The sequence below is a fragment of the Actinomadura rayongensis genome, from assembly GCF_009831215.1.
In the GTDB taxonomy this organism is placed as follows: domain Bacteria; phylum Actinomycetota; class Actinomycetes; order Streptosporangiales; family Streptosporangiaceae; genus Spirillospora; species Spirillospora rayongensis.
Map to the genome: position 1 here is coordinate 547,892 of NZ_WUTW01000001.1, position 21,250 is coordinate 569,141.

At 73.1% G+C, this 21,250-nt stretch carries 18 protein-coding genes and 1 riboswitch; of the genes, 11 read left to right on the forward strand and 7 right to left on the reverse strand.

Going from position 1 to position 21,250, the window contains the following annotated elements; genetic code table 11:
- Positions 1 to 2: 2 nt before the first annotated feature.
- Positions 3 to 142, reverse strand: a riboswitch (cyclic di-AMP (ydaO/yuaA leader).
- Between the two features lie 203 nt (positions 143 to 345).
- On the forward strand, positions 346 to 2,199 hold the full coding sequence (gene typA, locus GQ466_RS02685) for a translational GTPase TypA (protein WP_161101152.1): 1,854 nt from the start codon (positions 346 to 348) through the stop codon (positions 2,197 to 2,199).
- 51 nt (positions 2,200 to 2,250) lie between these two features.
- Here typA and GQ466_RS02690 read toward each other — a convergent pair whose 3' ends face one another.
- The 7 genes from GQ466_RS02690 to GQ466_RS02720 form a co-directional block, all read right to left on the reverse strand.
- Complete coding sequence (locus tag GQ466_RS02690) at positions 2,251 to 2,952, reverse strand: hypothetical protein (protein WP_161101153.1); 702 nt, start codon at positions 2,950 to 2,952, stop codon at positions 2,251 to 2,253.
- A 138-nt stretch (positions 2,953 to 3,090) separates the two neighbouring features.
- Positions 3,091 to 4,305 carry an FHA domain-containing protein gene (locus GQ466_RS02695; protein WP_161101154.1) on the reverse strand — a complete coding sequence of 405 codons (1,215 nt, stop codon included), beginning with the start codon at positions 4,303 to 4,305 and terminating at the stop codon, positions 3,091 to 3,093.
- A complete protein-coding gene (locus GQ466_RS02700) occupies positions 4,293 to 5,033 on the reverse strand; it encodes a 4Fe-4S cluster-binding domain-containing protein (protein WP_161101155.1) in 741 nt (246 codons plus the stop codon). Before GQ466_RS02700 ends, GQ466_RS02695 begins: the two co-directional genes overlap by 13 nt.
- Positions 5,030 to 6,916, reverse strand: coding sequence for an AAA family ATPase (locus GQ466_RS02705; RefSeq protein WP_161101156.1), 1,887 nt, complete (start codon positions 6,914 to 6,916; stop codon positions 5,030 to 5,032). The genes GQ466_RS02700 and GQ466_RS02705 overlap by 4 nt, the downstream gene beginning before the upstream one ends.
- Positions 6,917 to 6,926: 10 nt before the next feature.
- Positions 6,927 to 8,036 carry a response regulator receiver protein gene (locus GQ466_RS02710; RefSeq protein ID WP_161101157.1) on the reverse strand — a complete coding sequence of 370 codons (1,110 nt, stop codon included), beginning with the start codon at positions 8,034 to 8,036 and terminating at the stop codon, positions 6,927 to 6,929.
- The gene (locus tag GQ466_RS02715) at positions 8,033 to 10,378 is read right to left on the reverse strand and encodes a protein kinase domain-containing protein (RefSeq protein ID WP_161101158.1); all 2,346 of its coding nucleotides are present in this window, start codon (positions 10,376 to 10,378) and stop codon (positions 8,033 to 8,035) included. The genes GQ466_RS02710 and GQ466_RS02715 overlap by 4 nt, the downstream gene beginning before the upstream one ends.
- 2 nt (positions 10,379 to 10,380) lie before the next feature.
- The gene (locus tag GQ466_RS02720) at positions 10,381 to 10,884 is read right to left on the reverse strand and encodes a DUF4282 domain-containing protein (protein ID WP_202419940.1); all 504 of its coding nucleotides are present in this window, start codon (positions 10,882 to 10,884) and stop codon (positions 10,381 to 10,383) included.
- Between the two features lie 242 nt (positions 10,885 to 11,126).
- Between GQ466_RS02720 and GQ466_RS02725 the strand changes: the two genes are divergently transcribed.
- The 10 genes from GQ466_RS02725 (at position 11,127) to GQ466_RS02770 (ending at position 21,157) form a co-directional block, all read left to right on the forward strand.
- Positions 11,127 to 11,744, forward strand: coding sequence for a hypothetical protein (locus tag GQ466_RS02725; protein ID WP_161101159.1), 618 nt, complete (start codon positions 11,127 to 11,129; stop codon positions 11,742 to 11,744).
- Between the two features lie 520 nt (positions 11,745 to 12,264).
- Positions 12,265 to 13,461 carry a hypothetical protein gene (locus GQ466_RS32170; RefSeq protein ID WP_161101160.1) on the forward strand — a complete coding sequence of 399 codons (1,197 nt, stop codon included), beginning with the start codon at positions 12,265 to 12,267 and terminating at the stop codon, positions 13,459 to 13,461.
- 30 nt (positions 13,462 to 13,491) lie between these two features.
- The gene (gene cpaB, locus GQ466_RS02735) at positions 13,492 to 14,199 is read left to right on the forward strand and encodes a Flp pilus assembly protein CpaB (RefSeq protein ID WP_161101161.1); all 708 of its coding nucleotides are present in this window, start codon (positions 13,492 to 13,494) and stop codon (positions 14,197 to 14,199) included.
- Between the two features lie 5 nt (positions 14,200 to 14,204).
- The gene (locus tag GQ466_RS02740) at positions 14,205 to 15,749 is read left to right on the forward strand and encodes a CpaE/TadZ family protein (protein ID WP_161101162.1); all 1,545 of its coding nucleotides are present in this window, start codon (positions 14,205 to 14,207) and stop codon (positions 15,747 to 15,749) included.
- Between the two features lie 4 nt (positions 15,750 to 15,753).
- Complete coding sequence (locus GQ466_RS02745) at positions 15,754 to 16,116, forward strand: TadE/TadG family type IV pilus assembly protein (protein ID WP_161101163.1); 363 nt, start codon at positions 15,754 to 15,756, stop codon at positions 16,114 to 16,116.
- A gap of 3 nt (positions 16,117 to 16,119) precedes the next feature.
- Positions 16,120 to 17,448: a TadA family conjugal transfer-associated ATPase gene (locus tag GQ466_RS02750; protein WP_161101164.1), complete on the forward strand. Its 1,329-nt coding sequence runs from the start codon at positions 16,120 to 16,122 to the stop codon at positions 17,446 to 17,448.
- Complete coding sequence (locus GQ466_RS02755) at positions 17,445 to 18,374, forward strand: type II secretion system F family protein (protein ID WP_161101165.1); 930 nt, start codon at positions 17,445 to 17,447, stop codon at positions 18,372 to 18,374. Before GQ466_RS02750 ends, GQ466_RS02755 begins: the two co-directional genes overlap by 4 nt.
- A 7-nt stretch (positions 18,375 to 18,381) precedes the next feature.
- Positions 18,382 to 19,272 (forward strand): type II secretion system F family protein, encoded by an 891-nt coding sequence (locus GQ466_RS02760; RefSeq protein ID WP_161101166.1) that lies wholly within the window; start codon positions 18,382 to 18,384, stop codon positions 19,270 to 19,272.
- Complete coding sequence (locus GQ466_RS32590) at positions 19,253 to 20,473, forward strand: histidine kinase (RefSeq protein ID WP_161101167.1); 1,221 nt, start codon at positions 19,253 to 19,255, stop codon at positions 20,471 to 20,473. Before GQ466_RS02760 ends, GQ466_RS32590 begins: the two co-directional genes overlap by 20 nt.
- The gene (locus GQ466_RS02770; protein ID WP_161101168.1) at positions 20,474 to 21,157 is read left to right on the forward strand and encodes a response regulator; all 684 of its coding nucleotides are present in this window, start codon (positions 20,474 to 20,476) and stop codon (positions 21,155 to 21,157) included. It abuts the gene before it with no gap.
- Positions 21,158 to 21,250: the final 93 nt, after the last annotated feature.

Below are 21,250 nucleotides of genomic sequence, written 5' to 3' on the forward strand. Positions count from 1 at the left end.
GTCTCTCCTCTCCTCGCCGCCTGCCGGGTTAGCTGACGGGTTCGGGCCGGAGAAGCCCTACGACGCCGTGTGCGTCGATTCACCCCGAGAAGCCCGGTTGGGTCCCCGGCTCCCCCTCCGGGGGACTCGGCGGATCCGGACGCGGCCCCGTGAGCAGGGGCGAGGGAACGCCCGGATGACGAAAGACCTTACAAAGAATGCGCATAGATGACCAATTGGCCGCCGGGCCGGGTCGCGACGCGGCGCCGGAAAGGGCGGCGCGCCGGGCCGAGTAGACTGGTAGTGCGCGCCCGTCCGCGGCGTCACGAAATCCCCACGCCCAACCCTCACCCAAGGCGAGCCCGCATGCCCTTCTCCACGCGCGACGACCTCCGCAACGTCGCCATCGTCGCCCATGTCGACCACGGCAAGACGACGCTGGTCGACGCCATGCTCTGGCAGTCCGGAGCGTTCCGGGAGAACCAGGACGTGAACGACCGCGTCATGGACTCCGACGACCTGGAGCGCGAGAAGGGCATCACGATTCTCGCCAAGAACACGGCCGTCCTGCACAACGGGATGACGATCAACATCATCGACACCCCGGGCCACGCCGACTTCGGCGGCGAGGTCGAGCGCGGCCTGTCGATGGTGGACGGCGTCGTCCTGCTGGTGGACGCCAGCGAGGGCCCGCTGCCGCAGACCCGCTTCGTGCTGCGCAAGGCGCTGGAGGCCAAGCTCCCGGTGATCCTGGTCGTCAACAAGACCGACCGGCCGGACGCCCGCATCGACGAGGTCGTGGACGAGACCTACGAGCTGTTCATGGACCTCGACGCCGGCGAGGACCAGATCGACTTCCCGATCGTCTACGCGTCGGGCCGCGCGGGCCGCGCGTCGCTGGACAAGCCCGGCGACGGCGAGATGCCCGCCGCCGAGGACCTGGAGCCGCTGTTCCAGGTGATCAAGGACACGATCCCGGCGCCGTCCTACGACCCGGACGCGCCGCTGCAGGCGCACGTGACGAACCTGGACGCGTCCAGCTACCTCGGCCGGATCGCGCTGTGCCGCGTCCACGCCGGCGTGATCAAGAAGGGCCAGCAGGTCGCCTGGTGCCGCCACGACGGCAGCGTCGAGAAGGTCCGCATCACCGAGCTGCTGATGACCGAGGCGCTGACCCGCAAGCCCGCCGACGAGGCCGGTCCGGGCGACATCATCGCGATCGCCGGCATCCCGGAGATCATGATCGGCGACACCATCGCCGACCCCGACGACCCGCGCCCGCTGCCGCTCATCACGGTGGACGAGCCCGCGATCTCCATGACCATCGGCACGAACACGAGCCCGATGGCCGGCCGCGAGAAGGGCACCAAGGTCACCGCCCGCATGGTGAAGGACCGGCTGGACCGCGAGCTGGTCGGCAACGTGTCGATCAAGGTGCTGCCGACCGAGCGTCCCGACTCCTGGGAGGTGCAGGGCCGCGGCGAACTGGCGCTGGCGATCCTGGTCGAGAACATGCGCCGCGAGGGCTACGAGCTGACGGTCGGCAAGCCGCAGGTCGTCGCGCGGACCATCGACGGCAAGAAGCACGAGCCCGTCGAGCGCCTCACGGTGGACATCCCCGAGGAGCACCTCGGCGCGGTCACCCAGCTCATGGCGGTCCGCAAGGGCCGCATGGAGCAGATGACCAACCACGGCACCGGCTGGATCCGGATGGAGTTCCTCGTCCCGGCGCGCGGCCTCATCGGGTTCCGCACCGAGTTCCTGACCGAGACGCGCGGCACCGGCATGGCGCACCACGTCTTCGAGAGCTACGAGCCGTGGTTCGGCGAGCTGCGCACCCGTCCGGCGGGGTCGCTGGTCGCCGACCGGTCCGGCGCGGCCACCGCGTACGCGATCACGAACCTCCAGGAGCGCGGCACGTTCTTCGTCGGGCCGACCACCGAGGTGTACGAGGGCATGATCGTCGGCGTGAACTCCCGCGCCGACGACATGGACGTCAACATCACCAAGGAGAAGAAGCTCACGAACATGCGCTCGTCCACCGGGGACGAGCTGGAGCGCCTCACCCCGCCGACGATCCTCAGCCTGGAGGAGGCGCTGGAGTTCTGCCGCGAGGACGAGTGCGTCGAGGTCACGCCGACCGCCGTCCGCATCCGGAAGGTCGTGCTGTCGGCCAAGGACCGCGAGCGGACCCGCGCCCGCACCAAGCGCGCGGGCTGACGTCCCGGCTTGATACGGCCCCCGGCGCGTCGCCCGGGGGCCGTTCGCGTCTCAGCGGACGTTGACGAACGTCTCGACGGTCGGCACCTCGGTGTAGTGCGTCCGGTCGCCGTAGTACTGGAACGTGAAGTAGGTGTCGCGCGAGACGCGGAACCGGGCCTTGAAGACGCCCTTGCCGTTCGTCTTCGGGCGCGCGTACCAGTACCAGGTCTTGCTGCCGCGCATCCGGCCGATGATGTAGACGCGCTGGTGCTTGAGCGGCGTCCAGGACGTCCCGGACTTCTGGAGCAGCATGCCGTGGAACGTCACCCGCGAACCCTTGCGGATCTTGTGCCGGGACGCCTTCCAGCCCCGGACGCGCGTGTCGGCGCGCGTGTCGCGGACCTCGCCGCTGCGCGCGGCGGCCACGGTGTCGTCCCCGTCGAACCGGACGCGGTAGTAGCCGTGCGGGTAGGCGATGAAGCCGTAGGACGCGGTGAACGAGCCGTCGGGCTTCGTCACGGGCGCCTTCGGCAGCGACACGACGTACCAGGAGCGCCGGGACGCGTCCGCCGCCTCCAGGACGAGGTGCTTCCCGGCGACCTGGGCGCCCGGCGCGGCCAGCCAGCCGGAGATCCGGAGCGTTCCGAGGGCCGTCGTGGCGACGGTGAAGCCGGTGATGACGCTCGGTGCGGCGACGGCCCCGGCGCGGGCGACACCGGCGGGGGCGAGCAGCGTGACCGTCGCGACGGACACGACGAGGGTGCGGCGCATGCGTGGTTCTCCGTCAGAGAACGGCCCGCCGTGCCCCCCGATGGACAGGACGCGCCGTTGTGACCCGACGGTAGCGCGTCGTGATCACGAAAACGCAACGACGGACGGCCCGGTGGCGGGCCGTCCGTCGCCCGCGTCTCAGGTGAGCTGGACGGTGCCGGTCACGTCGGCGGCCAGCCGGAGCTGGTCGCCGTCGCGCAGCGGCGCCTCCACGCCGCGCGGCAACCGCTCGCCGTTGACGAACGTGCCGTTGGTCGAGCCCTCGTCGCGCACCCACGCCGTGCCGGACGGGTCCAGCCAGACGGTCGAGTGCCGCCGGGACACGTTGTCGTACTGGGTGAACGTGCTCGCCACCGGGGACTGGCCCGCGTCGCGTCCGAGCACGAGGTGCTGCCCGGCCGCCACCTTCACGTCACCGCCGGGGAACTGGACGCGCAGCGTCGGCGCGGCCTGCGGCGCCCCGTGCGGCTTGGACGTCAGCGGACGCAGGCACGACTCGCACTGCGCGGCGGCCGGGTTGGTCAGCACCGCCTCGCAGTACGGGCACATGGCGGCGGTGCTGTCGGGCGCGGGGGCGCGTCCGCCGCGCTGCGGGCCGGGCCCGGGACCGGGGCCGTAGCCCTGGTCGGGACGGCCGTACTGCTGCTGGCCGCCGCCCTGCTGCGGGGGATAGCCCTGCTGCTGGTAGCCGCCGCCCTGCCCGCCGACCGGGCCACCGCCCTGGCCGCCGTACTGCTGGCCGCCCTGCTGCTGGCCCTGCTGGTCGTACGGGTCGTAGCCCGGACGTCCCTGCTGCTCGTACGGGCTCTGCGGGCCGGGGCTCTGGCTCGGCGGCGCGCCCCAGCCGTCCGCGGGCTGCGGCGCCTGCTGCCGGGGATCCTGCTGCGGGGGCGGCGCGGACCACGGGTCCTGCTGCTGGTGCGGCTGCTGCTGCGGCGGCGGCGCGCCCCACGGGTCCTGCGGCTGCTGCTGTGGCTGCTGCTGGGGCGGGGCCTGCTGCTGCGGCGGCTGGCTCCACGGGTCCTGTTGCGGCGGGCCGGGCTGCGGGGGGCCGCCGTACCGCTGGTCACCGTACTGCTGGTCGCCGTACTGCTGCTGGTAGGGCGGCTGCCCGTGCTGAGGGGCGCCGTGCTGAGGAGGGGCGCCGTGCTGCGGCGCTCCATGCTGGGGGGCGCCGTGTTGCGGTGCGCCGTGCTGAGGAGGGGCGCCGCGCGGCGGGCCCTGGTCCTCGTAGCCGCCCGGACGACGGCCCCCGCCGCCCCCGGCGCGCGCCAGGTTCGCCCCGCAGCTCAGGCAGAGCAGATCGCCCGGCTGGAACGGTTCGTCGCAGACGGGACAGTTCAAGGTCGCCATGACACCACCCCCGCGCGCACCCCGGCGCGCTCCAGTGTCGTCGAGAGGTGTTCGAGGTCACCCCTGCGCGGGATCCCGATGTAGTACACCCGCCTTCCCTCCGGCCCCTCTTCCATAGAAACCTGCATCCGGGGCGGCCCGGCCTCCTGCCGCGCGTCGCCGGTCTCGTCCTGCACGTCCGGCAGTCCGTCCGGCACCGCGTAGCGCCGCCGTCCGAGCGGGGACAGCGGAACGATCCGCTGGTTGGCCGACCCCCTCCAGAGTAGGGACCGCCGGCCGGTGCCTCCGCCCGGCGGATTGAGCCGATCGACGTACGGCCCCGCGACCACGGCGTCGCACAGGTCCAGGATCTCCCGCGTCTCGGCCGAACGTGAAAGACGACTGTAGACATATCCGCTGTAGACCAATATGTCCAACGGCATGGTCTCATGCGGGCGCGCGTCCCGCCACGCACGGATTCCCCGGAGCAGCGCCGCGAGCCCGGCCGGCTGCTGGAACGGTTCGCCGCCGGAGATCGTCACGCCGTCCAGCGGGCCGGGGAGTGACGCGAGCCACCCCACGATCGCCTCGACCGGCACCGCGCGGGACGGGTCGGACTCCCAGGTGTCCCGCGACAGGCAGCCGTGGCAGTGCAGCGTGCAGCCCTGCGTCCAGATGCCCGCGCGGGTGCCGGGGCCGAGCGTCGTGACGGGGTAGTGGGCCTTGGCGAGCTGGAGCGTCCCGGTCACGCGAGGTCCACGTGGACGATGCCGCCCTCGCGCCGCAGGCCCGCCACGGTGATCCGCTCGTCGTCGCCCAGCTCCCGGTCGAACAGCGCGCGGGCGAGCGGGTTCACGAACGACGACTCCAGCGCCATCCCGATGCCCCGGCCGCCCTTCTCCAGCTCGGCCGTGCACCAGGAGCGCAGCGTGGTCATCGCGTCCCCGCGGACGGTCAGCATGAGGCGGTGCTCCTCGGCGACGCGGCGGCAGATGTTCCCGAACTGCAGGTCGAAGATCTTGTCGGCGGCGTCCGGGCCGATGAAGTCGAACACCACGACGTTGTCGCCGAACCGGTTGAGCAGCTCCGGCCGGTTGAGGACGGTCGTGAAGTGGTCCGCCACGGCCGCCTTGATCCGCTGCTCGATGTCCTCGTACGGCATCCCCGGGTGGATGTTCTGCTCGCGCTGCCCGCCCGGCCCGGACGGCACGTACATCCCGAGGTTCGAGGTGAAGATCAGGATCGACTCGGAGAAGTGGACGGTGTTGCCGCGGCCGTCGGTGAGCCGTCCGTCCTCCAGGATCTGGAGGAACTTGTCGAGGATCCGGGGGTGGCCCTTCTCGATCTCGTCGAAGAGGATCACGCGGAACGGGTCCTCGCGGACGGCGTTGGTCAGCTCGCCGCCCGCCTCGTGCCCGACATAGCCCGGCGGCGCCCCGATCAGCCGGTCGCCCGAGCCCTCCCCGGAGAACTCGCTCATATCGAACCGCAGGTAGGCCGACTCGTCCCCGAAGACCAGCTCGGTGATCGCCTTGGCCAGCTCGGTCTTGCCGACGCCCGTCGGCCCGGCGAAGAACAGCACGCCGCGCGGACGGCTGCCCGACCGCGTCGCCTGCGCGCCCGACAGGCCGAGGACGGCCCGCTTGAGGATGTCCAGCGTCTTCGTGACGGCCTGCGGCTGCCCGATGACCCGTTCCGGGACGCGCTTCTCGCCCTCCAGCACGCGCCGCCGCAGATGCCCCCGGCTCCACGGGTTGTCGAGCACGCCGAGCTTGTAGGTCCGGACGGCGTCGGGCAGGTCGACGAGGTCGACGTTGCGCTCCTTCGCCAGCCGGGTGACCTCGATCATCGACTGGAGCGTCAGGCCGTCGGCCTGCTCGGCGAACGCGTCGCAGGTCGCGGCGGCGGACGGGTCGGTGTCGACGTCCGTCACGCCGAACGCGCGGGCCAGCAGCCTTGCCGTCTCCTGCCGGTCGCCGAGGTGGGGGCGCGGGATGGTGATCTCGCGGATCGTCTCGTTGCCGGCCGTCAGCCACGGCGGCAGGTCGCCCGGCCGCTCCACCAGCCACAGCACCGGGTTGTAGAGCGGCTTCGGACGCGGCCCCGCGACCCGCACCGGCATCGCCGACCGCGACAGCTTCGCGCAGAACCGGAAGAAGTCGCGCTCGGCGGGCTCCATCTCGGTCGGCGTCCGTGCGATCCGCGACGCCGAGTCCAGCAGGAACGCCGCCCGCACCTTCTCGGTGGGCCGCGCCACCGCCGCCAGGTACTTCTGGAGCCCTTCCAGGGACGGCTTCTCGTTCGTCTTCAGCTTGCCGAGCAGCTGCTCGGCAGCGCGCTGGGCCTCGTCGCCGATCTCGTCGCCCGCCTCCGGGAGGACCTGCACGCCGTCCACCGGGTCGTAGACGATCAGGCAGCTGAACCCGCTGGAGCGCAGCGACTCCCACAGCAGCTCGCGCAGCGGCAGCAGCCGGGCCGGTTCCGTCGGGTCGGCGGGGGGCGCGAGGAAGCTGTCGTAGAGGTTGCCGGACAGGACGTACTGGGAGTGCACCGAGAGCGTGGCGTCCAGCTCGCGCACGAACGGCGGCCAGCCGGGCAGCCTGCCGCCCAACGTCGGTGATTCTGCGCTCATCGCCTGCCCCTCACAGTCCGCGGCGCTCGCGGCCCCGTGCCCGCCGCCCGCTCCGCGTCCCAGTCTGCCGTGCCGGGTCGCTCACCGGCAGCTCGTGGACCCCCGGATCCAGCCGCCAGGTCACCTCCGACGTCACGCCGGACGCCGCGAGCCGCGTCCTCGCCCGCTCGAACGCGGCGCACCACTCCTCCTCGCGCTCGGCGTCCAGACGGCGGTCGTCCGCGCTGCGCGCCGCCCGTCCCCGGACCATCGCGGCGCGCACCCGGCCCGCGTCCTCGATCCGCATCTTCACGCTGTGGTCGGGCCAGTCGCCGCGCGTGAGCAGCAGGGCGCCGTCGTTCGCCGTCAGCGTCTCGAACCCGTCGTGGACCTCGTAGCCCAGCTCCTCGAACGCCGTCGTGATCGCGTCCAGGACGTAGCCGCGCTCGGCGGCGGCCTGCTCGGCGGCCTCGGCCTCTTGCGCCCGGCGCTTCTCGTCGGCCCGGCGGTCGCGGGTGCGCGCGTTCGCGTCCCGGACGCGCAGCCTTACCTCGGTGAGGGCCGTGTCCGCGTCCTCGGCGGTCGTGGCGGCGGCGAGCAGGCGCGCGGCGGCGGCGACCGCGTCCCGGTCATGGTCGGACGCGTCGGGCAGCAGTCGCGTCAGGACGCGTTCGAGGGCGTCGCGGGCGTCGGGCGCGGCGGGACGCTCCGGAACCGCGACGCGGTCGGGCAGCGCGAACACCTGCTGGCCGACGCGGGCGGCCAGGGCTCCGGCGAGGTGCGCTTCGGCCGCGTCCAGCGCCCGGTCCGTCGCGGCGCACCAGGCCGTCAGCTCGGCGGCGGTCTCGTCGCCGGGCGTCAGCGGCTCGGGGAGCGGGACGTCGGCGTCCAGCTCCGCGCGGGTCCGCGCCAGCTCCTCGGCGCGGGCGTTGCGGGCCAGCACCTCGCGGACGGCCCGCTCGTAGGTCTCCGCCTCGGCCAGGGCCTCGGCGCGCGCCTCGGCCCGTCCGGCGGCGAGGGCGGCCAGGAGCTGCGCGCCCCGTCCTGCGGCCTCCCCGCCCCGCCCGAGCACGCGGTTCATGCCCAGGGTGAGGACGACCGCCGCGTCCAGCACGATGTCGGCCTCGACGCCGCTGCTCATCGGTTCCCTCCCTCGCCGGCGCGTCCGCGCCGCCACCGGTCCACCCGCACGCCCGCCGCGACGCCGTGCGCCACGACCGCCAGCACCATGATCAAGATCCACAGCAGTCCCGCCACCGGGGTGATCGCCGCCGCCAGCAGGACGAGCAGCAGCACCGGGACGATCGCCGCCAGGAGAAGGACGCCGCAGCCGCGCGGTCCGTTCCGCCGCGCCGCGCCCGACATCGTCGCCGACGCCCGCGACAGGCCCCGGCCGCCCACGCCGAGCACCCGCGACAGCACCGCCCACGGACCGAGCGGCAGGTAGTCGCCCGCCTGCCGCCGCGCGACGGCGACCTCGATCCCGCACTGCGCGAGCGCGGCGAGGACGGACGCGAACGCGAGCACGCCGAAGCCGACCGAGCTGCCGCTGCGGTGCAGGCCGACGGACGTGGTGCCGCCGTCGCCGCCGCCTCCCGCGACCACCGAGATCAGCGCGCTGACGGCCAGCCAGATCAGCAGCAGGGGGACCGACCAGGCGACGGCGCGGAGCGTGGCGTTGGCGCGTCCTGCGAGGCGCTTGCGCTCCAGCTCGGCGCGGCGCTCGGCCAACGTCGCCTGGTGGCGTTCGGCGGCGGCCCGCTCGCGCGCCCGCGCCTCGACCTCCAGCACGGCCTCCGGCGCCGCGCGCACGACCGCGAACTGGCGCAGCGGGTCGTCGCCCGCGCCGTCGGCGATCCAGCGGAACCACGGGACGTCCGCGCGGACCGCCGCGCGCGCCCGTCCCGCCGCCTGCGCGATGTTCTGGCGCGCCTCGGCCGGACGGGCGGCGAGGGCCAGCAGGGTCAGCAGCACGACCGGGGGGTCGTCGGCCGGGGCGCCCGCCTCCGGGAGCCGTCCGGGCAGGCCCGGCGGGGTCGACTCCTGGCCGCGCAGCCAGCGCGCGAGGTCGTTCCATGCCGCGACGTGGTGATGCCATTGCTCATGCACGGCCACCAAGTCATGGCCTTCGGGTGAGGCCGCGAGGACGGGCAGCAGGTCCCTGTCCCAGAGCGCGCGGCCGATCAGGCAGGCCGTCCGGTGGTCGGGGTGCGCGGGATCGCCCGCCAGCGCGGCCAGGCCCGGCAGGTCCGCGGCCGTCACGCGGCGGCCGAGGAAGAACGGCGGCAGGTCCGGGTCGAGCCAGCGGACGAGGTGCAGCAGCTTCTCGTCCGGCGGCAGGTCCGCCGCGAGGTACCGGTCGACGAGCGCGATCGTGCCGTCGTCGGGGACCTCGGCGAGCCAGTCGCGCAGCGTCCGCCACGCCTCGCCCGCCGCGCCCCGGCCGAAGAAGTGCGGCGCGGCCTCGTCCCAGCGCTCGACGAGGACGCGCGCGAACTCACGCCGGTCGTCGTGGCGGCGGCCCGCGAACGGGACGCCCCTTCCGGGCGGGACGGTCGCGCGCGCCGGGGCCGCGACGGGCGGGGACGCGCCGTCCAGCCACGCCCTGACCTGCTCCGATCCCCACCGGCCGCGCGGATCGCGGGTCAGCAGGCCCTGGCACAGCAGCCGCAGGCGCGGGTCGGCGACGTCGTCGGCCGGGACGGCGCGCGTCGCGAGATGGTCGACCACGGCGGTCTCGCTCAGGCCCGCGAACGGGGGCCGTCCGGTGGCCAGCTCGCGGACGATCACGCCGAGCGACCACCAGTCCCGGGCGGGGGACACCTGGCCCGACAGCGACTCGGGGGCGGCGTAGACGAGCGTCCGCGACGACGACGCGAACATCACGCTCTGCTCCAGCACCCGGCTCAGGCCGAAGTCGGCGATCACCACGTCCACCGGGTCGGGGCTGCGGACCAGCACGTTCTCGGGCTTCAGGTCGCGGTGGACCACGCCCGCGCCGTGCAGGGCGTCCAGGCCCGCCGCGAGCTGCTCCACGATCGCGGCGACCGTGTCGGGCCGCAGCGGGGCGTCCATCAGCGCGCGGAGGTTGCCGGCCTCGGCGTACTCGGCGATCTCGTAGTCGCGTCCCTCGGCGGTGCCCGTCTCCAGCACGCTCAGGACGTGCGGGGACGCCAGCAGCGGCAGCTTCTCCCACACCTCCCGGTCGGCGTGGTAGCCGCGGCGGAACAGCTTGACCACGTACTCGGCGCCCGTCCCGTCCCGGACGAGAACGAGGTCGGACTCCGCGCCCTGCACCGGCAGCTCGGCCACCAGCCGGAACCGGTCCGCGAGCGGGCCGGGCAGCCGCAGCAGCGGACCCTCCGCCGCCGCCGGGCCGTCGCGCCGCGTGCCGGCCGGGTCGCGCGGACCGGGGACGTCCCGTCGCGTCGAGCCCGGCTCGCGGCGCGTGGCGTGCGGGGGAGCGTCGTCGAAATCGGCCACCGCTAGATCTTGTCCTTGATGACGCGCAGATGCTCGGCGCTCTTGAACCGCACCACGACCGCCTCCATGAAGATCCGCACGAGCAGCAGCTCGAACAGCCACACCAGCGGCGAGGCGACCAGCAGGATGACGCCCCAGGCCCAGAAGTCGTCCCAGGTGGAGATCCAGACGCCGAACCCGAACAGCACCGCGCACTGCAGCGTGACCAGCAGCAGCGCGACGAGGTACCAGAGCTTCACGAGCTTCGGGGTGACCAGGTAGTCGAAGTTCGCGTCGAACAGCGCGCCGATCAGGCCCTTCTCGGCGGGCCGGGGGGCGGGCTGGAAGCGGTCGGGCACCGGGAAGGCCCCCGAGCCCCGGCCGGGCGGCGGCGGGGGCGGCGGGCCCGCGGGCCCGGGCTGCTGCGGACGCGGCGGCTGCTGCGGATGCCGGGGCGGCGGCGGGCCGTAGCTCGCACCCGGCCCCTGGGCGGACGGGTGCTGACCGGGCTCCGGGTGTTGCGTCATCGCCGACTCCTGCGCTCGTTCCTGGCCGATGCCCCGACTCTAGAACGTCCCGGCCCCCCGAACCCCCGTGCGGCGAGGGGTTCCCGGCCCGGCGGACCCGGGTCGGACCCGGGCCTGGGGGATGGGCCCGAAGATGGGTCCTGGGGCCCGGACGACGGGCCGCGCGGGTTGGTTGACTGCGCACGTCCGGGGCGGGCGTCCGCTCCCGCCCGCAGCGAGCGGAGCACTGACCGGGGGTTCCCATGGTTCGGATCGGGTTGGCCGTGCTGGGCGCGGTGGCGTTATTCGCGACGGGCTGCGGCGGCGGTGACGAGCGACCGGCGCGGTCGGACGCGACGACGGCGCGGTCGTCGGCGACGCGGCTGGGCGGGGCGTCCACCGGTGTCACGGCGGACGTCCCGGGCGGGTGGCGGAAGGTCGATCCGCTCACGGACGCCTCCGCCGTCGTGCGCACGTCCTTCGGGCTGACCGGCGAGAACGCCGACCTCGTCCGGCAGCTCATGACCGTCCAGCGCGGCCACGGGACCGTCTACGCGCTGGACGGCTCGGTGACCGGCGGCATGGCCCCGCACCTGACGATGGGCTGCGACAGCGGCGGACTGACCGGCGCGTCGCGGGAGCAGCTCGAACGCAAGCAGCGGGCCCTCGAACCCACGTCGCGCATCACGGAGACCACGGTGGGCGGGAAGCCCGCCTTCCGGGCGTCCTACTCCTCGACCCGGCAGGGCGTGGCCGTCGACGGCCTGATGGTGCGGGCGTCGGTCTCGGACGAGCGGTTCTGCTTCGTCGAGATCGAGGCGGCGAAGGGCGGCCTGACCGCCGCGACCGACGGCATTGCGGCGTCGTTCGCCCTCGCCTGACCCCCGATTTCCGAAGCCCGTCGACGAGCACGCCAAAGGCGTTTCGTCAAGGGCCCGTGGACCTATTGACAAGACCGGACGCGGCCATGATCAACGATCTTGACGGCTCCCGCCGCGTGGCATTTCCTCCGTTTACACGTTTCGCCCGAACTAAATGCCTGAAAGCAGTCGGTCGCGTACATCGCCGTGTCACGATCGGTCCTGCGGGTGTTCGGTCCGGGGCGCGATGCGCCCGGCCCACCGGCCGATCGGCGATCACCGGATCGTGGACGTTTCTCGGAACTTCACGCAACGGATGCGGGTCCGTGACGAACTCGTCGGCACATGTCGGCATCACACCGGGGTGTCGCCGATTCGCCTTCCTCAGGCAGATCGCCGATGAAAAAATGGTTACTTGATCGCACATGGGCGGGATGGTTACGGTCATTGCTCCTGTCGAGGAGATCAGAGGATGGCGGGGGCGTCGCCTGACGAGAAGGAAGGATGTCCCGGTGAGGTTCGCGAGCGATCCGGAGCACCCGTGACCGGGGTGGTGCTGGTCGGCGATGTGCCGAGTTCCGGCATCCTGGAAGCGAACACGGCGCTGCGGTTCGACCCGCCGCCCGGCGTCGACGCCCCGACGGCGTTCATCGACCTCATGGCCGCCGAGGTCGGCCGCGCGGGCGCCGCGGTCGTCCTGCTCCCCGCCTGGCGCGCCGCCGAGACCGCGCGCCTGGTCCGGCTGGCACGCGGCGCGCTCGACACCGACCGCATCGCCGGCGTCAGCCTGAACCTTCCCCCGCTCGCCCTGTCGGTGGTCGCCGACCAGCTCGCCTTCGTGTCCCCCTACGTCCGGCCCGGGCAGCTCGCGAGCATGGCGGACGGGCTCGCCCGCGCCGTCTACACGGGGGCCTGGGTCAACAGCGTCGCCAACCTGGCCCACATCAGGACCGGATTCGGCAAGCACGTGGCGTCCTACCTGCCGCGCGGCGGGTTCTCGGTCGCGGCGTGGCCGCACGAGCACGTCCACCGGATCACCTCGGGACGTCCCGTGCAGGAGATCACCGGCCGTCCGTTCGATCCCGTGCTGCTGCTCGTCGGCGGCGGGGAGGGCGACACCGAGTGGGTCCACCGCCACCTGCGGCCCGCCCTCGGAGCCATCCGCACGACCCCGGTGGCGGCGCAGCCGCTGGCGACCGAGTTCTGGGGGACGCGCAAGTGCGTCGAGTACGTCGCGCTCAGCGGACATCCCCAGGCGTTGCAGAGCATCCTCCGCGCCACCGTCTGCCGGCCGTGCGGCTGGTGCGGCGAGCCCACGGCGCTTGCGGAGTGCCCGTTCTGCCACATGGCGCAACCCGGCGCCGTCGACGTCCGGCCGCCACCCCAGCCGACGCCGCCCGCGCCGACGCCGCCCGATCCGGCGCCGCCGCCCGGCCCGGTCAACGGGCACGTCCGCCGCGCCGGCCCGGACGACTCCCGCGCGAACCTCGACCTGGACCTCGACCCGCCGACCCGTCCGGACCTGCCGGCCGCGGCGCGGCACGGGCCCCCGCCCGTCCGGGAGCCCGAGCGGCGGGACGAGCCGGTCCCCGTCCCGGCGCCGGTCCCGGACGCCCCGCCGCCGCCCACGGCCACCACGACGAACCCCGCGCCGGCGCACGACCCGGACGAGGACGAGTTCGACGGCGGCCCCGGACGCGCCGGCACCGTCGTGTTCCGCTCCCCGCCGAAGCGATGAAGCCTTCCGCCGGATGAGAAACGGAGTCCCATGAACCCCCGCCAGCGACGCGGTGTGCTGCTGATGATCCTCGCCGGGATCGGCTCGATCGTGGTCTTCGTGAGCGTCGTGGGATACGTCGGCGACGTCCGCGCCGAGGTCGGCGTGAAGACCGAGGTGCTGCAGCTCAGGCAGGCGGTGCCCGCCTACACCGAGGTGCGGCCCGAGATGCTGCAACGGGTGCGGGTGCCGCGCAAGTGGACGCCGCGGACGATGGTCGGCGACCCCGCCCAGCTCAAGGGGAAGGTCGCTGCGGCCGACCTCCCGGCGGGCTCCTATCTCCAGCAGGGGATGCTCGTCCCCGCCCCCGACCTGCAGCCCGGCCAGCGCGAGATCGCCATCATGATCGACGCGGAGACCGGGGTGGCGGGCAAGGTCCAGGAGGGCATGCTCGTGGACATCTACGCGACCTACCAGACCACCGACGGAGCGAAGCAGACGTCCTGCGCCGCGCGGATCGTGAAGTCGGCCAAGGTCATCCACATCGGCGGCGTCACGACCCAGCGGGACGACAAGAACGCGCAGCAGACCGACAGCGTCGTGCCGATCACGTTCGCGCTGAGCGCGTCCGACAGCCTCAAGCTGACCCGCGAGGAGAGCTTCGCCGACAAGATCCGGCTCGCGCTGATCGGCGGTTCGGGTCTCGCCCCGGACGACGTCCGGCTCGCCCCGGTCTGCCAGACGGTTCCGGCGCGGTGACGGCGATGACGCGGCGCATCATTCTCGGCATCGGGGACCGGACGGTCGCGAGCGGACTGGGCGGGCAGTTCCAGGAGCTGCCCGACATCGAGATCGTCTCGGTGGAGGCCACGTCCGGCGAGGTCATCGGCGCGGTCGGCGCGGCTCCCGACGTGGACGTCGTCCTCGTCGACGAGGACATCGGCCCGCTGCCCGCGCTGGACCTGATCCGCGAACTGGTCGTGCGGCATCCGCAGCTCGCCGTGATCCTGGTCGCGCGGGAGGCGACCGCGGACATCTTCGCGGCGGCGATGGGGTCGGGGGCGCGCGGCGTCATCACCGACGAACCGACCCTGTCGGAGCTGCAGAGCCGGGTCGAGCAGGCCGCGGAGTGGTCGGCGACGATGCGGCGGCACTTCCAGGGCTCGCAGGACGCGCCCGCGTCCGGACGGCTCGGCACGCTGCTGACGCTGTGCGGGGCGAAGGGCGGCACCGGGACCACGACGCTCGCGATCCATCTGGCGATCGCGCTCGCGGCGTCCGGCCGGACGGTGTGCCTGGTGGACCTCGACCTGCAGACCGGCGACATCCCCGGTTATCTCGACGTCCAGCACCGGCACAACGTCGCCGACCTCGCGGCGGCCGTCGACGGCCTCGACGGCGCCGTGGTCGCCGAGGCGTTGTTCGTGCATCCGGCCGGTCCGCACCTGCTGCTCGCCCCGCCGCACGGCGAGGACTCCGAGGAAATTTCGGCGCGGGCGATCCGGCAGATCCTCACCGCCCTGCGGACCCGGTACGACCTGGTCATCGTCGACTCGGGCAGCCAGGTCACGGACGCGAACGCGATGGCCGTGGAACTGGCCGACCAGGTGATCATCACCGCGACGCCGGACGTGCCGTCGATGCGCGGCGCCAAGCGGATGACGCAACTGTGGACCCGCCTCCAGATCCGCCGCGAGGAGGACGTCCTCGTCCTGCTGACCCGCCAGGACCGGCGGAACGAGATCCAGCCGGACCTGGCGCGCAAGATGGTCGGCGCGCCGCTGATGAAGGCGACGATCCCGGCGAGCTTCCGCGCGCTGGAGGAGGCCGCGAACACCGGCTCGCCGACGCTGGTGAAGAACAACGACTTCCGCAGGGCGATCGGGCGGGTCGCCGCGGAGGCGGGGCTGCTCGACGCGCCCGCCGCGGGCACCGCGCCGCGGCGCGGCGACCAGGGGGCGGCGCTGGTGGAGTTCAGCGCGATCATCCCGCTGATCGGCGCGATCATCCTGCTGGTGTGGCAGACGGTTCTCGTCGGCCTCACCTCGATGTACTCCAGCCACGCCGCGAACGAGGCGGCGCGCGCCGTCGCGGTCCTCGGCTACGACGAACCGGGGAGCCGCGCGCAGGTCCGCGACCGGGCGGCGGCCCGCATCTCGGGCCCCTGGAAGGACGAGAAGCACCTGCACATCGAGGTCGTCGACGGGTACGTCCGGGTCACCATCGACACTCCGGCCGTCCTGCCGGGTCTGCGGACGCCGTTCGGCATCACGACCTCCGCCAAGGTCGTCGACGAGCGCGTGAGGTGAACGCATGGACACACGGGACCGAGGGGCCGCCGCCGTCGAGTTCGCCGCCGTGTTCCCGCTGGCGCTGGTCGTCATCCTGATCGCGTTCCAGGCGTACCTGGCGTCGACGACCGTCGAACGGGTCGAGAACGCCGCGCGGACCGGGGCCCGGGAGGCGAGCAAGGCCATGGACCCGGGACGGTGCGAAGGATCGGCGACGAGCTCGATGCCGCACTGGCTCAACGACTACGCCGTCAGCGGAGCGGCGACGACGCACGACGGGACCGACGCCGTGTCCTGCACGGTCCGCGCGAAGATCCCGCTGCTGTGGAAGGGGGTCCCCCTGGACTTCGGGGTCACCCGCACCGTCACGATGCCCCTGGGATGACCGATGGCACTGAGAGATCGACTCGACGACGACCGGTCGGCCGCCGACCGGACCAGCCCGAACACCGTCGGGCAGTGGCGCGCGCGGCTGCTGGAGGAGATCAACCTCGAGGAGCTGGCGGCGCTGAGCCCGGCGCAGCGCCGCGCCCGGCTGGAGAAGGTCACGGGCGTGCTCATCGCCCGGGAGGGGCCCGTCCTCGGGGCGGGCGAACGCGCGAACCTGATCCGCCGGGTGGTGGACGAGGCGCTCGGGCTCGGCGTGCTGGAACCGCTGCTCGCCGACCCGACCGTCACCGAGATCATGGTGAACGGACCGGACGCGGTGTTCATCGAGCGCGCCGGCCGCGTGCAGCGGCTGGAGAACGGCTTCGCCAGCGAGGACCAGCTCTACCAGACGATCGACCGGATCGTCGCGCAGGTGAACCGGCGCGTGGACGAGTCCAGCCCGATGGTGGACGCCCGGCTCCCGACCGGTGAGCGCGTCAACGTCATCATCCCGCCGCTGTCGCTGGTCGGCCCGGTGCTGACGATCCGGCGCTTCCCCCGCGCCTACACGATCGAGGAGCTGACCGCGCTCGGCTCGATGGACCAGGCGACGGGGATGCTGCTGGCGTCGTTCGTCCGGGCCCGGCTGAACCTGGTGATCTCCGGGGGCACCGGCACGGGGAAGACGACGATGCTGAACGCGCTGTCGGCGTTCGTCCCCGACTGGGAGCGCATCGTCACCATCGAGGACTCGGCGGAACTCCAGCTCAAGCAGGAGCACGTGATCCCGCTGGAGTCGCGTCCGCCCAACATCGAGGGCAAGGGCCAGATCACGATCCGCGACCTGGTCCGCAACGCGCTGCGGATGCGGCCCGACCGCATCATCGTCGGCGAGGTCCGCGGCGGCGAGACGCTGGACATGCTCCAGGCGATGAACACCGGCCACGACGGGTCGCTGGTCACCGTCCACGCCAACTCCACCGAGGACACGATCTACCGGTTGCAGACGCTGGCGAGCATGAGCGACGTGAAGCTGCCGTTCGAGGCGGTGAAGGACCAGATCAACAGTGCGGTCGACGCCGTCGTGCAGCTCAGCAGGGGCCCGGACGGCAGCCGTCGCGTCACCGAGGTCGCGGTGGTGGTGTCGCGCAACCGGGAGTCGGTCGCGCTGCGCCGCGTCATGCACTTCGCGTCCGAACCGATCGGGCCGGACCGGACGGTGCGCGGCGCGTTCGTGTGCCACCGCCTGCCCGAGCGGATCGCGACCCGGTTGTTCCACGCGGGCGAGTCCGTCCCGCCGGCCTTCGGCGTCGGCGACGACCCCGACCAGGTCCGGGAGGTCCGATGAGCGTCCCGCTGTCGGTCATCCTGCTGGTCCTCGCCGCGACGCTCGCCGTCGCCGTGTGGTCGCTGGGGGACCTCGCGGCCGGGCTGGAACAGCGCCGCCGTCTCGCCGCCCGCGCGATCATCGGCGAACAGGACCAGATCAGTGGCCTGTTCGACCGGATGGACGCCCGGTTGCGCCGGACCGACCTCGGCCGGGCGCTGGCGCTGCGCATCGCCGCGTCCGGGCTGAAGCTGCGCGTGTCGACGTTCCTGTTCCTGCTCGTCGGCAGCTCCGTCCTGGCGATCATCCTGATCGGCGAGTGGATGGCCGCGCCGTTCGGCGTCGCGGCGGCCGTCGGCGTCGCCTGGGTCTTCTTCGCGTTCCTGCGCCGTCGCGAGGACCGGCGCAAAGAGGCGTTCATCGCGCAGCTTCCCGACCTCGCGCGGGTGCTGTCCAACGCGACCAACGCGGGTCTGGCGCTGCGCACCGCGATCGAGATGGCGGCCGACGAGCTGGACGACCCGGCGCGCACCGAGCTCGGACGCACGGCCGAGGCCCTCCGGCTCGGGCAGTCGCTGGAGGAGGCGCTGCGCGACCTCGGGCAGCGGCTGCCGTCGCGCGAACTCGGCGTGCTCGTCAGCACGCTGGTGGTGTCGTCGCGCGCGGGCGGCTCGCTCGTCACCGCGCTCCGCACGATCGCCGCGACGCTGGAGGAGCGCAAGGAGATCCGCCGCGAGGTCAAGACGATCATGGGCGAGGCGGTCGTCAGCAACTGGGCCATCGGCGTGATGGGGATCGGCGCGGTCGTCATGGTCAAGCTCATCCAGCCGGACGCGCTGCGCGCGATGAGCTCCAGCATCGTCGGCCAGATCATTCTCGGCATCTCGGCGCTGTTCTTCGTTCTCAGCCTCTTCATCATCCGCCGCATCACGCGGATCGACGTGTAGGACACCCATGATCGTTCTCGGATTCGGGCTGGCGGCGGCGGGCTGCCTCGCGCTGCTGGTGTGGGGCTACTCGATGATCGTCTCGGGCGAGCGCGTCGCCGAGTCGGCCGTGGTGGCGACGCCAAAGACCGCCAAGAAGAACGACGTCTTCATCCTCAACGCCATCGCCGACGTCGTCGGACGACCGTTCACCGGCCTCGCCATGGAACTGCTCGCCCCGTGGCGGGCGGGGATCCGCAAGCGCATCGACGCCGCCGGGCGGCCCGGCGGCATGACGGTGGAGAGCTACGCCCGCACCACCGCCGGGTACGTCGTCATCTTCGCGACGGTCGCGCTGCTGATGGCCGCGATGAGCCAGTACACGCTCGGACTGCTGTGCCTGCTCGGCGCCCTCCAGAACGAAGGCCTCCTGCGCGGCCGGATGAACGCCCGGCAGAACGACATCCAGCGCAGCCTCCCCGACTTCCTGGACGTGCTCGCGGTGACCGTCTCGGCCGGTCTCAGCTTCCGCGTCGCGCTGACGCGCGTGTCCGACAGCATGCCGGGCGCGCTGGCGGACGAGTTCCTGATCGCGCTCCGGCAGATGGAACTCGGGACGCCGCGGCGGGAGGCGTTCGAGGACCTGCGCAACCGCAACAGCTCCGAGGCGCTCGCCTCGTTCGTCACGGCGCTGCTCCAGGCCGAGGAGCTGGGCGCTCCGCTGCAGACCGCGTTGATGGACATCAGCGCCGACATGCGCCGCGAGTCGGCGCAGTGGGCGAAACGGAAGGCGCAGCGCACCACGCCGCAGATCACGGCGGTCACGACCGCCCTGACCCTGCCCGCGGTCATGCTGCTCGTTCTCGGCGGGATGTTCTTCGGATCGGGGGCGGACCTCGGTGGATTCTTCGGGAACTGAACGGCGCGGGCGCGCGCGGGAGGGCCTGCCGGAGCGGGTCGGCGCGGCGTTCCAGTTGTTCATGCAGGGCCGGATGCTCATCGCCGCGATCACCCTCCTGCTGATCCCGGGCGACGAGCTCGTCCCGCAGACGTTCGTCCTCGTCGCCTGCGTGGTGGCGCTGTCCTGGCTCGCCGCCTATCGCGGCGACCTGCTCGTGCCGTGGCTCCTGCGCTATCCGATCCTGCTGGCGCTGGAGATCTGCGTGTCGTTCGCGGTGCTCGGGATCGGCGGCGCGTCCGGGCCGTTCTTCCTCTCCACCGTGATCACCGGCGCGGTCGCCGGGCTGCTCTACCGCTGGCCGGGAGCGGTGGGCGCGAGCGCCATCCAGATCGCCCTGTACTACACCACGCTGTTCGTCTCGGCGGAGCCGGTGTCCGACACCTTCCAGACGCTCGTCGGGCAGCCGTGCTTCTATCCGCTGGCCGGGTTCGCGGGCACGGCGCTGCGCCGGATGTTCGACGACCAGGAGCGCATGGCGGTCGCGCGCCGCCGCGCCGAGGTCGCCGCCGCGGCGGCCGAAGAACGGGCCAGGCTCGCCCGCGAGATGCACGACTCGCTCGCCAAGACGCTGCGCGGCATCGCGCTGGCGGCGGCGGCGCTGCCCGGCTGGGTCGAGCGGGACCCGCGGCGGGGGATCGAGGAGGCCGCGCGGATCGCCGCCGCCACCGAGATCGCGTCCCGCGAGGCCCGGCATCTGCTCACCGACCTGCGCGAACAGGCCGTGCAGCGGTCGCTGCCCGAGGCCGTCGCCGAGGTCGCGGGGACATGGTCGCGCGAGAGCGGCGTGCCCGTCGTCCTGGACCTGTCCGCGGACGGCGACCTGCCGTCCCGCTCCCGGTACGAGGCGGTCGCCATCCTGTCCGAGGCCCTGGCCAACGTCGCGCGGCACGCCGGCGCGCACGCCGTCCACGTCCGGTCCTTCGTGGACGAGGACGACGGCGTCGTCCTGGAGGTCCACGACGACGGCCGGGGCTGCGCGCTGCCCGACCTCCCCACGCTGGCCCGCGCGGGCCACTACGGCGTCGTCGGCCTGCACGAACGCGCCGCGCGGGTCGGCGGCGCGGCCACGGTGCGGTCCGTGCCCGGCGCGGGGACGACCGTGACCGTCCGGCTGCCCCTGGAAGAACCCATCGAACAACACCCGGCCGAGGTGAACTGAATGGACGTTCCGAGGATCCTCGTCGTCGACGACAATCTCGTCGTGCGCTCGGGCCTGGTCTCGCTGCTGGAGTCGTCGGGATTCGAGATCGCCGGCGAGGCGGGCGACGGCCGCACCGCGCTGGAGCTGGCCGAACGGCTGCGTCCCGACCTGGTGCTGCTCGACGTGCAGATGCCGCTGATGGACGGCGTTCAGGCGGTCCGGGCCCTCAGCGCGCTCACCCGTGTGATCATGCTGACGTACACCGACGACCGGCAGGTGATCCGACGGGCGCTGGAGGGCGGGGCGATGGGCTATCTCGTCCACGGGACGTTCTCCGCCGAGGAGCTGACCGCCGCCGTGCGGGGCGCGATCAGCGGCGTGCACGCGCTGTCGCCCGCCGCGCTGTCGCGGCTGGTCGGCCTGCCGTCCCGGCCGCCGGCCGACGAGCCGGCGGCCGTGCCGTCCGCGTCCGGCCCCGCGCCCCCCGACCCGGACGCCTTCGGACTCTCGGCCCGGGAGGCCGAGGTGATGCGGCTGATCGTCCAGGGGCACTCCAACGGCGAGATCGCGAGCCGGTTGTTCGTCGCGGAGAAGACGGTCAAGAACCATGTGAACCGGATCTACGCCAAGCTCGGCGTCACGTCCCGGGCGTCGGCCATCGCGCGCTGGCTCGGCACGGCGGAGGAACAGGAGCGGTGGTGACGACGGCGGCGGTGGGTTCGCGGACCCAGAGAACTTTGGGTCCTCGGCGGGCGCGTCATTGGGCCGCCGGACCCTGGGGGAAAGGCTCCCGAA